Raw genomic sequence first — 15,087 nt, forward strand, 5'->3', positions numbered from 1 at the left:
TCACCCGCCGAGGCCGCGCATGGGCAGGAGCACCAGCCCCGCCCCCGCGTCCTCCATGTGGTGGCGGGGCGCCTTGCGCCAGAGCGCGCCGCGCACCGCCTCCGCCAGCCCCTCGTCCTCCGCGCCCCCGCGCATCAGGTCGCGCAGGTTCACCCGGTCCTGGCCCCCCAGGCACGCCTGGAACCCGCCGTCCGCCGCCACCCGCGCGCGGTTGCAGTCCTCGCAGAAGTTCTCGGTCATGGCGCCGATGAAGCCGACGAGGCCGGTGCGCCCGGCGGCGTCGCGCGCGCGCATGTGCCGGGCCGGCCCCCAGCCCTTCCAGCCGTCCGGCTCGAGCGCGAAGCCCTGCGCCTCGAGCCCGGCGCGGACCTCCGCGAGCGGCACCGGCACGCCCCCGCCGAACGGCATCTGCTCGATGAAGCGCGGGAGCGCGCCGCGGTCCCAGGCGTACCGCACCAGCGCGCCCAGCTCGTCCTCGTTCACGCCGCGCATCACCACCGTGTTGAGCTTCAGCGACCGGAAGCGGCCCGCCGCCGCGTCGATGCCGGCCAGGATCCGGTCCAGGCGCGCGCCCTTCCCGGACACGCCGCCCAGCCGCTCCGGCACCAGCGTGTCGAGCGAGACGTTCACCGCGCCCAGCCCGGCGGCGCGGAGCGGCGCCACCAGCTCGTCGAGGCGGTGGCCGTTCGTGGTCAGCGCGACCTCCTCGATGCCCGGGGTGGCGGCGGCGTCGGCGACGATCTCCACCAGATCCTTGCGGAGCGTGGGCTCGCCGCCGGTGAGCCGCACGCGCCGGACGCCCAGCCCGGCGAAGACGCGCACCAGCCGCGCGATCTCGGGGCGCTGCAGGAGCGCGTCGGGGGCCTCGTGCTCGGCCGGGGAGCAGTAGGTGCACCGGAAGTTGCAGCGGTCGGTGAGCGATACGCGCAGGTAGCGGATGAGGCGCCCCTGGGCGTCGGCCAGGGCCGGCCCCTTGCGCGGCGCGGCGGGCGTGGGTTCACGGAGCTGCTCCATGCTCGGCGGTCTCCTTGCCCGTGGGATCGATGCCGGGAGGGGACGGCATGCGAGGGCGGGCCCCTTCCTTCCTAGCCAGCTCCGCCGCCCCGCGCCCGGCGCGCTGCATCTCGAAGGTCGCGTGTGGGTCGCGGGCGGACGTCCGGCCCGCGGCCACCACCCCGAAGCGCAGCGCCAGGGTGCCCAGCAGGGCCAGCGCGCCCGACGCGGCGTGTCGTCGCCGCCACGCCCGCTCCGGCAGGAGGTCCACGATGGCCGAGGCGACGAGCAGGCCGCGGGCGGTGCGCAGCAGGAGCCCGCCCCGGCCGCGCCGGAGCGCCCGCTCGACCCGCGGCACGGCCCCGGCCTCGCGGTGCAGCGCGCGCGACAGGGCCAGCTCTGCCCCCTTCGCCACCAGCCCGAACCGGTGGGCCATCTCCCCGCCCGGCCCGGGCGTGCGCCACAGGTCGAACAGGCCGCCCGCGCTCACCGCCCCGGAGAACGCGAACAGCACCGGGAGCGTGTTGCGGGTGGCCTGCCAGACCGGCACCGCGGTGTTGGCGAGGAGGACGCCGGTGTAGCCCACCAGCGGCAGCCCCAGCACCGCCGCGCCCGCGGCGGCGACGCCGGCGGAGCGCTCGAGCGCGCGCGGCGTCGCCACGAGCGCGGGCAGGGCGGCGGCGCCGGAGAGCGCGCCGAACCCGGTCAGCACCCAGGTGCCCATGTTCATGGGCGAGGTGGGCCGGAACACGCGCAGCATGTTGAGGAAGCGCGAGGGGCGGCCCAGATCGCGGACGAGGAGCACCGCGCTCGCGGCGGCGCCGCCGGCGGCCACCAGCCGGCAGCGGCGCACCAGCGCGGCGGTGCCCTCGCCGCCGGCGATCGACGCCGCGGCGCCCAGCACCGCGGACGCGCCCGCCAGCCCGCCCACGAAGAAGTAGGCCGGGATCTCCCAGCGCCACACCGGCTCCTTGAGGACCGGCTGGCCGTAGTAGCTCGGCCCCTCCGGCGCCGCGAGCGCCTCGGCGGGCGGCTCCCCCCAGGCGCGCTCCGCCGGCCGGTCGTGGCCGGTGGCCGCCCCCTCCAGCTCGCGCACCTGCTGGCCCGAGCCCTCTCCCAGCAGCTCGCCCAGCCGCGGGTCCACGTTGCGCCCGTCGCGCGGGCGGGCCGACTCGCGGGCGGGATCCGTGCGGGTCCCCATCATCACGCCCTCCTCGCCGAGAGCACCGCCCCGAGCGCCAGCGCCGCGAGCGACAGCACCCCCGTGGCCATGGCGCGCCAGCTGGCCACGATCTTCGCGGTCGGCACCACCGGATCCGGCGGGAGCCCGTACACCTCGGGCCGGTCGCAGAGCAGGAAGAACGCGTGCAGCCCCTCGGTCCCGGGCTGGCTCTCCGCGGTCTCGCCGTACAGGCGGGCGTCGGCGACGCCGCGCGCGCGGAGCTGCTCGACCCGGTTCCGGGCCCGCTCGCGCAGGTCCGCGAGCGAGCCGAACTGGATCGAGGCGGTGGGGCAGGCCTTGGCGCAGGCCGGCACCATGCCGCCCTCGAGCCGGTCGTAGCAGAGCGTGCACTTCCAGGCGCGCCCGTCGTCCTCGCGCCGGTCCACCACGCCGAACGGACAGGCCGACACGCAGTAGCCGCAGCCGTTGCAGACGTCCGGCTGGATGTACACCGAGCCGAACTCGGTGCGGAGGATCGCGCCGGTGGGGCACGCCTCCAGGCACCCGGCGCGCTCGCAGTGCTTGCAGACGTCGCTCATCATCAGCCAGGCGAACTTCCCGAGCGCCTGCTGCGACGGGCCGAGCGCGACCGGCACGTCGGCGAGGTGGGTGGGGGCCAGGTCGTGGAGCAGCGACGTCGGCGCGGGCTGGCCGAGCGGCCGGAGCTCGGCGAACGCGCCCGCGCCCGCCTCGATCCCGTCGCGCGGGCTGCCCTGGCCGGGCAGCGGCTCGGTCCGCTCGACGAACGCGACGTGCCGCCAGGTGGACGCGCCCAGGGTGCCGGTGTTGTCGTAGCTCATCCCGGTCAGCGAGAAGCCGTCGTCGGGGAGCTGGTTCCACTGCTTGCACGCGACCTCGCAGGCCTTGCAGCCGATGCAGAGCGTCGTGTCGGTGAAGAACCCCATCTCCTGCACGGGACGCCTCCTTGCGGCGATCAGCGGGGTTCGGGCGGCTCCACCGGCGGGCTGCGCTGCTTCGCGTGCAGGCCAGGGAGGTCCCGCGGTGCGTGGATCCGCGGCTCGGGCTCGCGCAGCGCCACGCCGTCGGTGACCGAGCGGCGGCCGTGCGAGTGGCGGCCGGGGCGGATGTCGCCGGTGAACGCCTTCGACTCCTGGATGCTGACGTTGGGATCCGCCACGAAGCCGATCAGCTCGTTCGCGGGATCGCCGGTGACCCGGCCCACGAAGCTCCAGTGGTAGGGCAGGCCGATGGTGTGGACCGTCCGCCCGCCCTTCACCTTCAGCGGGCGCACGCGGTCGGTGACCAGCACCCGGCACTCGATCTCGCCGCGCGCGGTGGTGATGGTGGCCCAGCCGCCGTTGCGCAGGCCGCGCTCGGTGGCGAGCTCGCGCGACACCTCGCAGAACATCTCCGGCTGCAGCTCGGACAGCCACGACAGCCAGCGGCTCATCCCGCCGGCGGTGTGGTGCTCGGTGAGGCGGTAGGTGGTGAGCACGAACGGGAAGCGCGGGTCGCCCCAGGCGGCGTGGTACGGGTTGTCGCGGCGGTGCCACTCCATGCGCGCGGGGTTGCACTGCTGCGGGTAGAGCGGGTTCTCGAGGACCGACTCCTCCGGCTCGTAGTGCGTCGGGAACGGACCGTCGAGGAGGCCGGACGGCGCGAACAGCCAGCCCTTGCCGTCCGCCTGCATGATGAACGCGTCGTCGCCGGAGATGGCGGCGGTGCCGCGGGCCCCGGGCGGCGGGCGGTAGGAAGGCGGCCGGTCCTTGACGAAGTCCGGCACGTCGTAGCCGGTCCACTGCCGCCTGTCCTCGTCCCACCAGACGTAGCGCTTCCGCTCGGACCAGGGCCGGCCCTCGGGATCCGCGGAGGTGCGGTTGTAGAGGATGCGGCGGTTGGCGGGCCAGGCCCAGCCCCAGTCCGGCGCCACCCAGTGCTGCTCGCGCTCGGGCCGGCGGCGCGCGGTCTGGTTCACCCCGTCCTTGAAGCACCCGGAGTAGATCCAGCAGCCGCACGCGGTGGAGCCGTCGTCCTTCAGCTCGGCGAACCCGGGCACCGGCTTGCCGTCCGCCACCGTGAACCCGTTCACCTCCTTCAGCACCGCCTCGGCGTCGGGGTCCTCCTGCGGGCCGCGGGTCGGGTAGTCCCAGGTCAGCGCCTGGATGGGCCGATCCTTCGGATCGCCCGACCCGGCGTAGAGCGCCTTGAGGCGCCTGCCGAGGTGGTAGGTGAAGTGCAACTCGCTGCGGCAGTCCCCGCGCGGCTCCACCGCCCGGTGGTGCCACTGCAGCATGCGCTGCGTGTTCGTGAAGGAGCCGTCCTTCTCGGTGTGGGTGGCGGCCGGGAAGAAGAACACCTCGGTGCGGATCTCCTCCGGCCGCACCTCGCCGCGCGCGATCTCCGGGGCGGTCCGCCAGAACTCCGCCGTCTCGGTGAGCGTGAAGTCGCGCACCACCAGCCAGTCGAGCTCGCGCAGGCCCTTGCGGTGCAGGGCGCCGTGCATCGATCCGACGGTCGGGTTCTCGCCCATCACGAAGTAGCCCTTCAGCTTCCCGTCGGCCATCTCGGACACGGTCACCATGTGCGAGTGGTTGCCGGTGAGGCGGGGCAGGAGGTCGAAGAGGAAGTCGTTCTCCGGCGTGGCGGCGGTGCCGAACCAGGCCTTGCACAGCGAGACCACGTACTTGCGGAACTCGCTCCACCAGTGCGTCGCGGAGGCGTTGTTGTTGACGTACTGGTCGAGGCCGCGGTCGGGCAGCGAGGCGTGCGGCATGGGCAGGTAGCCGGGCAGGATGTCGAACAGGGTGGGGATGTCGGTCGAGCCCTGGATCGACGCGTGGCCGCGCAGCGCCATGATCCCGCCGCCCGGCCGCCCGATGTTGCCGAGCAGCAGCTGCAGGATCGCCGCGGTGCGGATGTACTGCACGCCCACGGTGTGCTGGGTCCAGCCCACCGCGTAGCAGAACGCGCCGGTGCGCTCGCGCCCGGAGTTCCGGGCCAGCGTCTCGGCGACCTTGAGGAAGAGCGCCTGCGGGATCCCGCAGGTCTCCTCCACCCGCTCCGGCGTGTAGCGGGCGAAGTGCTTCTTGAGGAGCTGGAACACGCAGCGCGGGTGCTGCAGCGTCGGGTCGGTCTCGCGCTCGAGCATCTTCGTGCCGCGCAGGTCGCTGCGGCCGGCGCCCTTCTCGCCGTACACGAGCTTGTGGCCTGCGGCGGGCACGACGCCGTCCACGCCCTGGTACTTCCAGGTCTCCCACGAGTAGCTGTTCGACTGCGCGTCGAAGCCGCTGAAGAAGCCCTCCAGCTCCTCGGTGTCGCGGAAGTTCTCGTCGATGATCGTCGAGGCGTTGGTGTACGCGAGCACGTACTCCTTGAACCAGAGGTCGTGCTCGAGCACGTGGTGGATGATCCCGCCCAGGAACGCGATGTCGCTGCCCGGGCGGATGGGGACGTGCAGGTCGGCCACCGCGCTGGTGCGGGTGAAGCGGGGGTCCACGTGGATGACGGTGGCGCCCCGGTTCTTCGCCTCCATCACCCAGCGGAAGGCCACCGGGTGGCACTCCGCCATGTTCGACCCCTGCACGACGATCCAGTCGGAGTTCTGGAGATCGCCGGGGAACGTGGTGGCGCCGCCGCGGCCGAACGAGATCCCCAGACCGGGGACCGTGGAGCTGTGTCAGATCCGCGCCTGGTTCTCCACCTGCACCACGCCGAGCGCGGTGAAGAGCTTCTTCAGCAGGTAGTTCTCCTCGTTGTCGAGCGTGGCGCCGCCGAGGTGCGCGATGCCGAGCGTGCGCCGCACCTGATCGCCGTGGTGCTCGGCCCCCTGCTCCTCGATCCGCTCCTGCCAGGTCTCGTCGCGCGCCTTCTTGACCCGCCGGGCCACCATCTCCATGGCCTGCTCGAGCGGCAGGGTCTCCCACGACGTGCCGCCGGGCCGGCGGTAGAGCACCTGCTCCAGGCGGTGCGCGCCGGCCACGAGCTGGAACGTGGCCGCGCCCTTGGGGCAGAGGCAGCCCTGCGAGACCGGGGAGTCGGGGTCGCCCTCGATGTCGATGATCTTCTCGTCCTTCACGTAGACGAGCTGCCCGCAGCCGACCGCGCAGTACGGGCAGACGGACCGCGCCACGCGATCCGCCGACGCGGTGCGTGGCGCGAGCGAGCGGGTGCGCGGCGAGGCGGCCGTCGAGCCCAGGCCCGACGGATCGCGGTCGTGGAGCTGGCGGAGCACGGGCCAGTCCGAGAGGACGGGAAGCTTCGGCATCGCAGGGATCTCCTGCGCTGAAGCTCCGTCTCGGCCGGTGCAGCGGCAACCGGCCCCGCGCCGCCAGGGCGCGTGCGCTCAGGGCCCGGTCAGCCCGAGGCGCTCGCCGTTCGCGTAGACGTTCATGCGCTCGCCGCGCACGAAGCCGCAGAGCGTCACGCCCGCGGCGCGGGCCAGGTCCACGGCCAGGCTGGACGGCGCCGACACGCTCGCGATCACCGGCACGCCGGCCGCCGCGGCCTTCTGCACGATCTCGAAGCCGGCGCGCCCGCTCACCGCGAGCAGCGCCGGCGCGGGCCCGGCCGCGGCGCGCGGGCCGACGCGCCCCGCCCGCAGCGCGGCGCCGACCACCTTGTCCACTGCGTTGTGCCGCCCCACGTCCTCCGCGGACGCGATCGGCGCGCCGTCGCGGCCCACCAGCACCGCGGCGTGCAGCCCGCCGGTGCGCTCGAACACCGGCTGGCTGCGCGCCAGGATCTCCATGCCGGCCGCCACGAGCGCCGGCGCGACCGGCTCGCCCGCGGGCAGCGTGCGGATCCGCTCCATGAGGTGGTCGATGCTCAGCCGGCCGCAGACGCCGCAGGCGGCGCTCACCGGGACGAACCGGCGGCCCTCCAGGATCCGCTCGGGGTCGATGCGCATGCCGGCGGCGGACCGGACGTCCATCACGTTGCCGTACCCCTCCTCGCCGGGCCGGCCGCAGTGGATGACCGTTCCCACGTCCTCGACGCCGGAGATGATGCCCTCGGCGAACAGGAAGCCGAGCGCCAGGTCGCCGTCCGCGCCGGGCGTCCGCATGGTCGTCGCGAGCCGGTCGCCGTCCACGCGGATCTCGAGCGGCTCCTCGACGGCGACGGCGTCGCGCACGGTGCCGCCGTTTCGCAGCACCGTCCGCTCGGCCACGGCGCCCGCCGGCGCGGCGGCGCGCCTGAGGGAGGTTTCCATGGCGGGAAGGTAACGGAGCGGCCGCCCGCGGGGGCGGAAAAGAGCGGAGGTGGGGCGCGCGCCGGGCGGTCCGGTCGCGCGCCCCGGGAGCCGCCGCCGTGACCCGGCAGCTCGCGAGCGAAGCTAATGGACCCGCGCCGCGGACGCAGCGGTCCGGGCGGGACGTTTCGGGTCCGTCACATCCGTCCTCCTGGCCGCTCCGTGAGCGGTGCTGCTCCGGTGGGCAGGCGGCGCCGCGCGGCCGCGCAAGCGCTGCGCGCGGGCGCGTCGTGCGCCCGTCGGAGAGCCCGCTTAAGCTAGACCGCTTGCGAGCGATCCCTGCCAGCCCCGCGCCCGATCTCGAGGGCGACACGCTCACCGCGGCGGCGCGCGCCATCGTGGCCGAGGAGGAGGCGCTCCTCGCCACCGTGCAGCGGGCGCTCGCGGCCCGGCTCGCGCCGGCGCGCGGGGAGGGCGATCTGGTCGGGCGCCTGCGGGACCTGCGCGACGAGGCGCTGGAGGCGACGCCCAAGGACCTGCCCACGGTCTTCCAGGAGATGGGGCTCCTGCGCGCGGTGATGGAGCGCGTCCGCCCGGACCAGCTCCCGGACCCCGCCGCGCCGTACTTCGCGCACCTGCGCGTGCACGAGGGCGGCGAGCGGCGCGACTACTTCCTCGGCCGCCACACGTTCGTGGACCGGCCCGCCGGCGTGCGCGTGGTGGACTGGCGGTTCGCGCCGGTGGCCGGGATCTTCTACCGCTACCGGGAGGGCGAGGAGTTCGAGGAGGCGTTCCCGGGCCGCGTCGCCACCGGCACGGTGGAGGCGCGGCGGGTGGTGGTGGTGGAGCGCGGGGTGCTGACCCGGATCGCGGCCGGCCCGCTGACGCTGGTGCGCGAGGGCGGGCGGTGGCGCGCGCTGGCGGCCGAGGCGGCGGCGCTGGGCGGCGGGGCGGGGTCGGCGGCGCGCGCCGGCGCGCTCGGCACCGGGGCCGGCGCGGCCGGCCGCGCGGGTCCGGCCGACATCACCGCGCTGCTCGATCCGGACCAGTACGAGGCGGTCGCCGCGCCCGCGGACCGGCCGCTGCTCGTGCTGGGCTCGGCCGGCAGCGGCAAGACCACCGTCGCGCTGCACCGGCTCGCCCGGATCGCGTTCGAGGACCCGCGGCGCTTCCCGCCGGCGCGGCTGCAGGTGGTGGTGCCGGAGCTCGGCCTGGCCCGGCTCGCGGCGCGGCTGCTCGAGCCGCTCGGCCTGGAGCGGTCGCCGGTCCGGACGCTCGAGTCCTGGTCGCGCGGCGCGTTCCAGAGCGTGTTCGGCGCCCCGCCGCCGCGCCTGTTCCCGGAGACGCCGCCGCTCGTGGCCCGGCTGAAGCGCCACCCGGCGCTCTACGAGCTGCTCCGCCGCCGGCCGCACGTCGCCCGCGAGCGGCCGGCCCTGGCGCGGCTGCGCCGCGAGCTCGGCGACCTGTTCGTCGATCGCGGGTTCCTGGAGGCGGTGGTGAAGGCGGCCGCGGGGACGCTGCCGGCGACCGCCGTCGACGAGACGCTCCGCCACACCCGGCTGCAGCTCTCCTCCTCCACCGAGGACCTGCTGGCGGGCGTGGACCCGGAGCGGCTCCAGACGCTGGACGGGAAGGCGGTGGACGAGGACACGCCCGAGGCCGCCGCCGGCACGCTCGACGTCGAGGACCTGCCCATCCTGCTGTTCCTCGCGGCGCTGCGGGCGGGCGCGCCGGCGCGGAAGGCGGCGCACCTGGTGGTGGACGAGGCGGAGGACGTGACGCTCTTCGAGCTGCACGTGCTCGGGCGCCACCTCGCCGGCACCAGCGTCACGCTCGCCGGCGACGAGAGCCAGCAGACCTTCGCGTCCTACGCCGGCTGGCCGCAGGCGCTCGCCGCGCTCGGCGCGCCGGCGGCGGCCACGGTGCGCCTGGCGACGACCTACCGCTGCCCGGAGCCGGTGGCGGCGCTGGCCCACGCCGTGCTCGGGCCGATCGCCCCGCCGGAGCGGCCGCGCGCCGGCCGGCGCGGCGCGCCCGTGTCGCGCTTCGACTTCCCCACCGAGGCGCACGCCCACCTGTTCCTGGCGGGCGCGCTGCGCGAGCTGGTGGAGCGGGAGCCCGGCGCGTCCGCCGCGGTGGTGTGCAGCGGGCCCGAGGTCGCGCGCAGCCTGCACCGGCTGCTGGCCGACATGCCGGAGGCGAGGCTCTCGCTCGACGGCGCGTTCACGTTCCGTCCGGGGGTGGACCTCACCGACGTCGACGGCGTGAAGGGGCTCGAGTTCGACTACGTGGTGGTGCCGGACGCCACCGCCCGCGCCTACCCCGAGACCGACGAGGCGCGCCGCCGGCTCCACGTGGCCGTGACCCGGGCCGCCCACCAGCTCTGGATCGCGGCGCCGGGCACGCCCTCGCCGCTGCTGCGCGGCCTGCCGCGCGGCTGACCGTGCGCGCCGCGGTCCCGGAAGGGGCTGCGGGCGTCGAACGGGTAAGCGAGCGTTCAGCAGCCGGACTAGATTCGGGGCACCGAGCATCCGAATCCGGCTGGCGCCGCGGGCCGAGGCCCCGGCGCTCATGACCGGCAGTGAACCGTCCACGCGGGCGCGGCGCGTCCGCCCATCCCGAGGAGACCGACATGGCCCAGGTGACGCTGAAGGGGAACCCGATCCACACGAACGGCGAGCTGCCCGCCGTCGGCGCCAAGGCGCCGGACTTCACCCTCACCACCGGCGAGCTGAAGGACGTCACGCTGGCCGAGTGGAAGGGCAAGCGGAAGATCCTGAACATCGTCCCCAGCCTCGACACCGCGGTGTGCGCGACCTCCACCCGCAAGTTCAACGAGAACGCGGGCAAGCTCCCCAACACCGTGGTGCTGGTCGTCTCCGCCGACCTGCCGTTCGCGCAGAAGCGCTTCTGCACCACCGAGGGCCTGCAGAACGTGGTCCCGCTCTCGCTCGTCCGCGGGAAGCACATGGCGAAGGACTACGGCGTGCTGCTCCAGGACGGCCCGCTGGCCGGCCTCACCGCCCGCGCGGTGGTGGTGCTCGACGAGTCCGACAAGGTCGTCTACCGGCAGCTCGTCCCGGAGATCGGGCAGGAGCCCGACTACGACGCCGCGCTCGCCGCGGCGAAGCAGTAGCCCGACGGATCACGGGGTTCCCCGCGCCCCGCTCGCCCGCGCTCCCGCGGGTGGGCGGGGTGTCGTCGTCTCCGTCCCGCTCACCCCTCCTGCATCGCCTGGAGCCGCTCCTGGGCGGCCTCCCACTCGGCGTAGCGCGTCTCCAGCTCGGACCGGGCGGCGGCCTGCCGCTCGATGAGCGGCTTCGCCTGCGCGAAGTCCTGGTACAGCGCCGGATCGGCGAGCCGGGCGGTGGTCTCCTTCTCGTCCCGCTCCAGCTCGGCGATGCGCGCCTCGAGGCGGGCGATCTCGTCGCGCACCGGCTTCTCGCGGCGGGCGCGCGCGTTGCGCGCCTCCGCCTCGGCGCGGCGCCGCTCCTTCTCGCTGGCCGGCGCGGCCCGCGCGGCCCCGTCGCCGCCCTTGCCGCCCGCCGCCCCGGGGGCGCCGTCGGCGGCGCCGGCCGCCTCGAGCTGGCGCTGGTGGTACAGCCAGTCGTCGAGGTTGCCGGGGCAGGGGACGATCCCGCCGTCCTTCACCTCCCAGATCACCGTCGCGAGCTGGTTCAGGAAGCTCCGGTTGTGCGAGACGAACAGGAGCGTCCCGTCGTAGCCCTTCAGCGCGTCGATGAGCGCCTCGGACGAGTCGAGGTCGAGGTGGTTGGTGGGCTCGTCGAGGACCAGCAGGTTCGCCGGCACGAGCAGGAGCTTCGCGAGCGCCACCCGCGCGCGCTCCCCGCCGGAGAGCACGCCCACGCGCTTCTCCACGTCGTCGCCGGAGAACAGGAACGACCCGGCCACGCTGCGCACGTAGGCCTCGCCGCGGTCCGGCACGAGGTCCCAGAGCGTGTCGAGCACGGTGCGGTCCGGGGCGAGCGTGCCGAACGTGCGCATGGCGCCGGCGGCGTCCTCCGGGTGCTCGGGCCGCTCGAAGTGGTGCTGGGCGTAGTAGCCGGCGAGCACGCCGTGGCCGAGCTTCACCTCGCCGCCATCCGGCGCGAGCTCGCCCGCCACCAGCTTCAGCAGCGTGGACTTGCCCGCGCCGTTCGGCCCGATCACGCCCACCCGCTCGCCGCGCTGGATGGCCGCGTCGAGCGAGCGGTAGACCACCCGCGGCCCGAACGCCTTGCGCACGCCCTCGAGCCGCAGCACCTCGCGCCCGGAGCGCGGCGCCTCGGCGAACCGGAAGCGCAGCGTGGCGCGGTGCTCGAGGACCTGCACCTCCTCCATCTTCTCGAGCAGCTTCTCCTTCGACTTCGCCTGCCGCGCCTTGGTGGCCTTCGCGCCGAACCGCTCGATGAAGGCCTCGAGCTGGGCGCGCTTCGCCTCCTGCCGCTCCGCCTGCGCGAGCAGCCGCTCCTCCTCCTCGGCCCGCTGGCGGCGGTAGTCGTCGTGGTTCCCGGCGTAGGCGCGCAGCCCCTCCGGCTCGAGCGCCAGCACCCGGTCGATCTGCCGGTTCAGGAAGTCGCGGTCGTGCGAGATGAGCACCACAGCCTTGCGCGTGCCGCGCAGGAACGCGTCGAACCAGGTGAGCGTCGGCACGTCGAGGTGGTTGGTGGGCTCGTCCAGCAGCAGCAGGTCGGGGGCCTGCAGCAGGAGCCCGGCCAGCGCCGCGCGCATCTTCCAGCCGCCGGAGAAGGTGCGGGCGGGGCGGTCCAGGTCGCCGGGCTGGAAGCCCAGGCCCGAGAGGATCCGCTCGGCCCGGCGCCGGCCGTAGTGCTCCTCGAAGTGGTCCAGCTCCTCGTGCAGCTCGGCGAGCGCCTGCGACTGCTCGAGCTGCTCCTCCGGCGTGGCCGCCGCGGCGAGCGCGGCCTCGGCGCCGGCCAGCCGGTCCTCGAGCGCGGCGCGCCCGGGCACGGTGGCGAGCACCGCGTCCACCAGCGGCAGGTCCGCCAGCTCCGACACGTCCTGCGGCAGGTAGCCCACCCGCGCGCCGCGGCGGAACACCAGGTCCCCCTCGTCCGCCGCGATCTGGCCGGCCAGGATGCGCAGCAGCGAGGACTTGCCGGTGCCGTTCGCGCCCACCAGCCCGATGCGATCGTGCGGCCCGATGGAGAAGGCGGCGCGATCGAACAGGACCTTGGGGCCGTACGCGAGCGACAGCCGGCTGGCGGAGACGAGGCTCACGGGGGCGAGGAAGTAGCCCGAAGCCGGCGCCGGGACAAGCCCGGCCGGTCCGCGCCGCGCTACTTCTCGCGCATGTACGGGTACTCGAAGCGGACCGCCGGGTCGAACGTCTCCTTGATCGAGCGGATCGAGACCCAGCGGTACAGGTTCGCGATGCTGCCGGCCTTGTCGTTGGTGCCGGAGGCGCGCGCGCCGCCGAACGGCTGCTGGCCGACCACCGCGCCGGTCGGCTTGTCGTTCACGTAGAAGTTGCCGGCCGTGTCGGCGAGGCGCCGGGTGAGGTCGGCCACCGCGTCGCGATCGCGGGCGAAGATCGCGCCGGTGAGCCCGTACGGCGAGGTGGTGGAGCAGAGCTCGAGCGCCTCGTCGAGGCGGATGTCCGCGTAGACGTACACGGTCAGCACCGGCCCGAAGATCTCCTCCTCCATGAGCTTGAAGTGCGGGTTCACCGTCTCGATGACGGTGGGCTCGACGAAGAAGCCCTTCGAGTCGTCGCAGCCGCCGCCCGCCAGGATCTTGGCCTGCGACGACGCGCGCGCCACGCCGATGTGCTTGCGGATCGAGTCGAACGCGCCGCGGTCGATGACCGCGCCCATGAACGTGGTGAAGTCCTCCACCTCGCCCATCTTGATCTCGGCCACCATGCCGAGCAGCCGCTCGCGGAGCTGCGGCCAGAGGCTCTCCGGCACGTAGGCGCGCGAGGCGGCCGAGCACTTCTGGCCCTGGTACTCGAACGCGCCGCGGACGAGCGCGGTGGCGGCCGCGTCCACGTCGGCGGAGGGGTGCACGAACACGAAGTCCTTGCCGCCGGTCTCGCCCACGATGCGCGGGTACCCGTGGTAGCGCGGCAGGTTCTCGCCGATGGTGCGCCACATCTGCTGGAACACGCCGGTCGAGCCGGTGAAGTGCAGGCCGGCGAGGTCGGCGCTGCCGAGCGCGGGATCGCCCACCGCGCGGCCGGGGCCGGGCACGAAGTTGATGACGCCGGGGGGCAGGCCGGCCGCCTCCAGCACCTTCATCACGTGCCAGGCCGAGTAGATCGCGCTCGAGGCCGGCTTCCACACCACCGTGTTGCCCATGAGCGCCGGCGCGGTGGGCAGGTTCGCCGCGATGGAGGTGAAGTTGAAGGGCGTGACCGCGAAGACGAAGCCCTCCAGCGCGCGGTACTCGGTGCGGTTCCACTGGCCGGGGGGCGAGACCGGCTGGTCGTGGTGCATCCGCTCCATGAAGTGCGGGTTCCAGCGCCAGAAGTCGATGATCTCGCAGGCCGAGTCGATCTCCGCCTGGTAGGGCGTCTTCGACTGGCCCAGCATGGTGGCGGCGTTCAGCGTCTGGCGCCACGGGCCGGCCAGCAGGTCGGCGGCCTTGAGCAGCACCGCGGCGCGCTCGTGCGGCGGCATGGCGGACCAGGTCTTGCGCGCCTCGAGCGCCGCCTCGATGGCGGCCTGGACCTCGGCGGGCCCGGCCTGGTGGAAGCGCGCCAGGCGCTGGCCGTGGCGGTGCGGCACGCGCACCTCGGCGATGCGCCCGGTGCGCACCTCGCGCCCGCCGATGACCAGCGGGATCTCGAGCTCCCGCGAGGACAGCTCGGCGAGGCGCGCCTTCAGCGCGGCGCGCTCGGGGGTGCCGGGCGCGTAGGAGAGGACCGGCTCGTTGCGGGGATCGGGGATGCGGAAAGCGCCGTTCGACATCGGTGCCACCCTCCAAGGGCCGTTTCGGGCGCGCGCAACATAACCCCTCCCGGTGAATCCTGCCCAGGTCGCGGCAGGGGCGCGTGCCGGGAGCACCGCCGGGTGGCGGGCGGGCGCCGGAGGTCAGGCGCCGGGGTCGGGGCAGACCGGCGGGCCGCGGAACGCCACCGGCGCCGGCGCCGCGGCCTGGTCGCCGCCGCCCGGCCGCGGCGCGTCGCGCGCGTCGAGCGTCCGCGCCCGGGGGCCCCAGTGCAGTCCCACCGAGGTCCCGGTGGTCATGGTGGCGAGCTGGACCGGCAGCACCGCCCAGTAGGCCGGCGCGGCGAGGTAGCCCACCAGGAGCGCCGCGGCGTGCCCCACCAGCGAGAGCGCGAACGCCTTCCACGCGCTCCCCGCCGACGGCCCGTTGCGCCCGAGCATCCCGCCCAGCACCGCGCCGAGCGGCGGCACGAACAGCGTGACCGCCGCGAGCCCGAACGCGGCCCGCCGGAAGTTGCCCACCGACGCCGAGACGGTGCCGGTGGTGAAGAGCTTGAAGGTGGCGTAGGTGGCCGCGATCACGGCCGCGTCCCCCAGCAGCAGCCCGGCGCCGGAGCCGGCCAGCTCCCCGGTGCCGAACGGGCCGCGATCGAGGACGCGCACGCCGCCCGGGAGCGTCTCGGGCGCGGGCGGCCGGAGATCCGGGACGCGCAGCTCGCCGGCCGGCTGGGCGGCGAGGAGCACGGCGGCGAGGGTGAGGGCAGGCGCCATCACCGGCACGATGCGGCGCGCGCGCGTCCGGCGGCGCCTCCGGC

The 15,087-nt window shown here is 75.0% G+C and carries 10 protein-coding genes; 2 read left to right on the forward strand and 8 right to left on the reverse strand.

Annotated features, from left to right (window positions below):
• The 5 genes from moaA to fdhD form a co-directional block, all read right to left on the reverse strand.
• Entirely contained in the window at nt 1-1,014 is a 1,014-nt protein-coding gene (gene moaA / locus ANAEK_RS04330; RefSeq protein ID WP_012524932.1) for a GTP 3',8-cyclase MoaA, read from the reverse strand.
• The gene (nrfD, locus tag ANAEK_RS04335) at nt 998-2,197 is read right to left on the reverse strand and encodes an NrfD/PsrC family molybdoenzyme membrane anchor subunit (RefSeq protein ID WP_012524933.1); all 1,200 of its coding nucleotides are present in this window, start codon (nt 2,195-2,197) and stop codon (nt 998-1,000) included. The genes moaA and nrfD overlap by 17 nt, the downstream gene beginning before the upstream one ends.
• Nucleotides 2,197-3,129, reverse strand: a complete 933-nt coding sequence (locus ANAEK_RS04340; RefSeq protein WP_012524934.1) for a 4Fe-4S dicluster domain-containing protein — start codon at nt 3,127-3,129, stop codon at nt 2,197-2,199. Before ANAEK_RS04340 ends, nrfD begins: the two co-directional genes overlap by 1 nt.
• 20 nt (nt 3,130-3,149) lie before the next feature.
• The gene (fdh, locus tag ANAEK_RS04345) at nt 3,150-6,440 is read right to left on the reverse strand and encodes a formate dehydrogenase (protein ID WP_012524935.1); all 3,291 of its coding nucleotides are present in this window, start codon (nt 6,438-6,440) and stop codon (nt 3,150-3,152) included.
• A 78-nt stretch (nt 6,441-6,518) separates the two neighbouring features.
• Complete coding sequence (gene fdhD / locus ANAEK_RS04355; RefSeq protein WP_012524936.1) at nt 6,519-7,385, reverse strand: formate dehydrogenase accessory sulfurtransferase FdhD; 867 nt, start codon at nt 7,383-7,385, stop codon at nt 6,519-6,521.
• Nucleotides 7,386-7,690: 305 nt separating this feature from the next.
• Between fdhD and ANAEK_RS04360 the strand changes: the two genes are divergently transcribed.
• Both ANAEK_RS04360 and tpx read left to right on the forward strand, forming a co-directional pair.
• On the forward strand, nt 7,691-9,805 hold the full coding sequence (locus tag ANAEK_RS04360; protein WP_012524937.1) for an ATP-binding domain-containing protein: 2,115 nt from the start codon (nt 7,691-7,693) through the stop codon (nt 9,803-9,805).
• Between the two features lie 191 nt (nt 9,806-9,996).
• Nucleotides 9,997-10,500 (forward strand): thiol peroxidase, encoded by a 504-nt coding sequence (tpx, locus tag ANAEK_RS04365; RefSeq protein WP_012524938.1) that lies wholly within the window; start codon nt 9,997-9,999, stop codon nt 10,498-10,500.
• Between the two features lie 80 nt (nt 10,501-10,580).
• Here the strand turns inward: tpx and ANAEK_RS04370 are convergent, their stop codons facing one another.
• The 3 genes from ANAEK_RS04370 to ANAEK_RS04380 all read right to left on the reverse strand — a co-directional run bounded on the left by ANAEK_RS04370 (nt 10,581) and on the right by ANAEK_RS04380 (nt 15,043).
• Nucleotides 10,581-12,602, reverse strand: coding sequence for an ABC-F family ATP-binding cassette domain-containing protein (locus ANAEK_RS04370; RefSeq protein WP_012524939.1), 2,022 nt, complete (start codon nt 12,600-12,602; stop codon nt 10,581-10,583).
• Between the two features lie 59 nt (nt 12,603-12,661).
• Complete coding sequence (pruA, locus tag ANAEK_RS04375) at nt 12,662-14,293, reverse strand: L-glutamate gamma-semialdehyde dehydrogenase (protein ID WP_012524940.1); 1,632 nt, start codon at nt 14,291-14,293, stop codon at nt 12,662-12,664.
• Between the two features lie 123 nt (nt 14,294-14,416).
• A complete protein-coding gene (locus ANAEK_RS04380; RefSeq protein ID WP_012524941.1) occupies nt 14,417-15,043 on the reverse strand; it encodes a hypothetical protein in 627 nt (208 codons plus the stop codon).
• Nucleotides 15,044-15,087: the final 44 nt, after the last annotated feature.

This window comes from Anaeromyxobacter sp. K (genome assembly GCF_000020805.1).
Classification (GTDB): domain Bacteria; phylum Myxococcota; class Myxococcia; order Myxococcales; family Anaeromyxobacteraceae; genus Anaeromyxobacter; species Anaeromyxobacter dehalogenans.

Coding starts and splice junctions, on each gene's coding strand:
- pruA (WP_012524940.1), bottom strand. CDS start 14,293: ATGTCGAACGGCGCTTTCCGCATCCCCGATCCCCGCAACGAGCCGGTC.
- moaA (WP_012524932.1), bottom strand. CDS start 1,014: ATGGAGCAGCTCCGTGAACCCACGCCCGCCGCGCCGCGCAAGGGGCCG.
- fdhD (WP_012524936.1), bottom strand. CDS start 7,385: ATGGAAACCTCCCTCAGGCGCGCCGCCGCGCCGGCGGGCGCCGTGGCC.
- nrfD (WP_012524933.1), bottom strand. CDS start 2,197: ATGATGGGGACCCGCACGGATCCCGCCCGCGAGTCGGCCCGCCCGCGC.
- ANAEK_RS04380 (WP_012524941.1), bottom strand. CDS start 15,043: ATGGCGCCTGCCCTCACCCTCGCCGCCGTGCTCCTCGCCGCCCAGCCG.
- tpx (WP_012524938.1), top strand. CDS start 9,997: ATGGCCCAGGTGACGCTGAAGGGGAACCCGATCCACACGAACGGCGAG.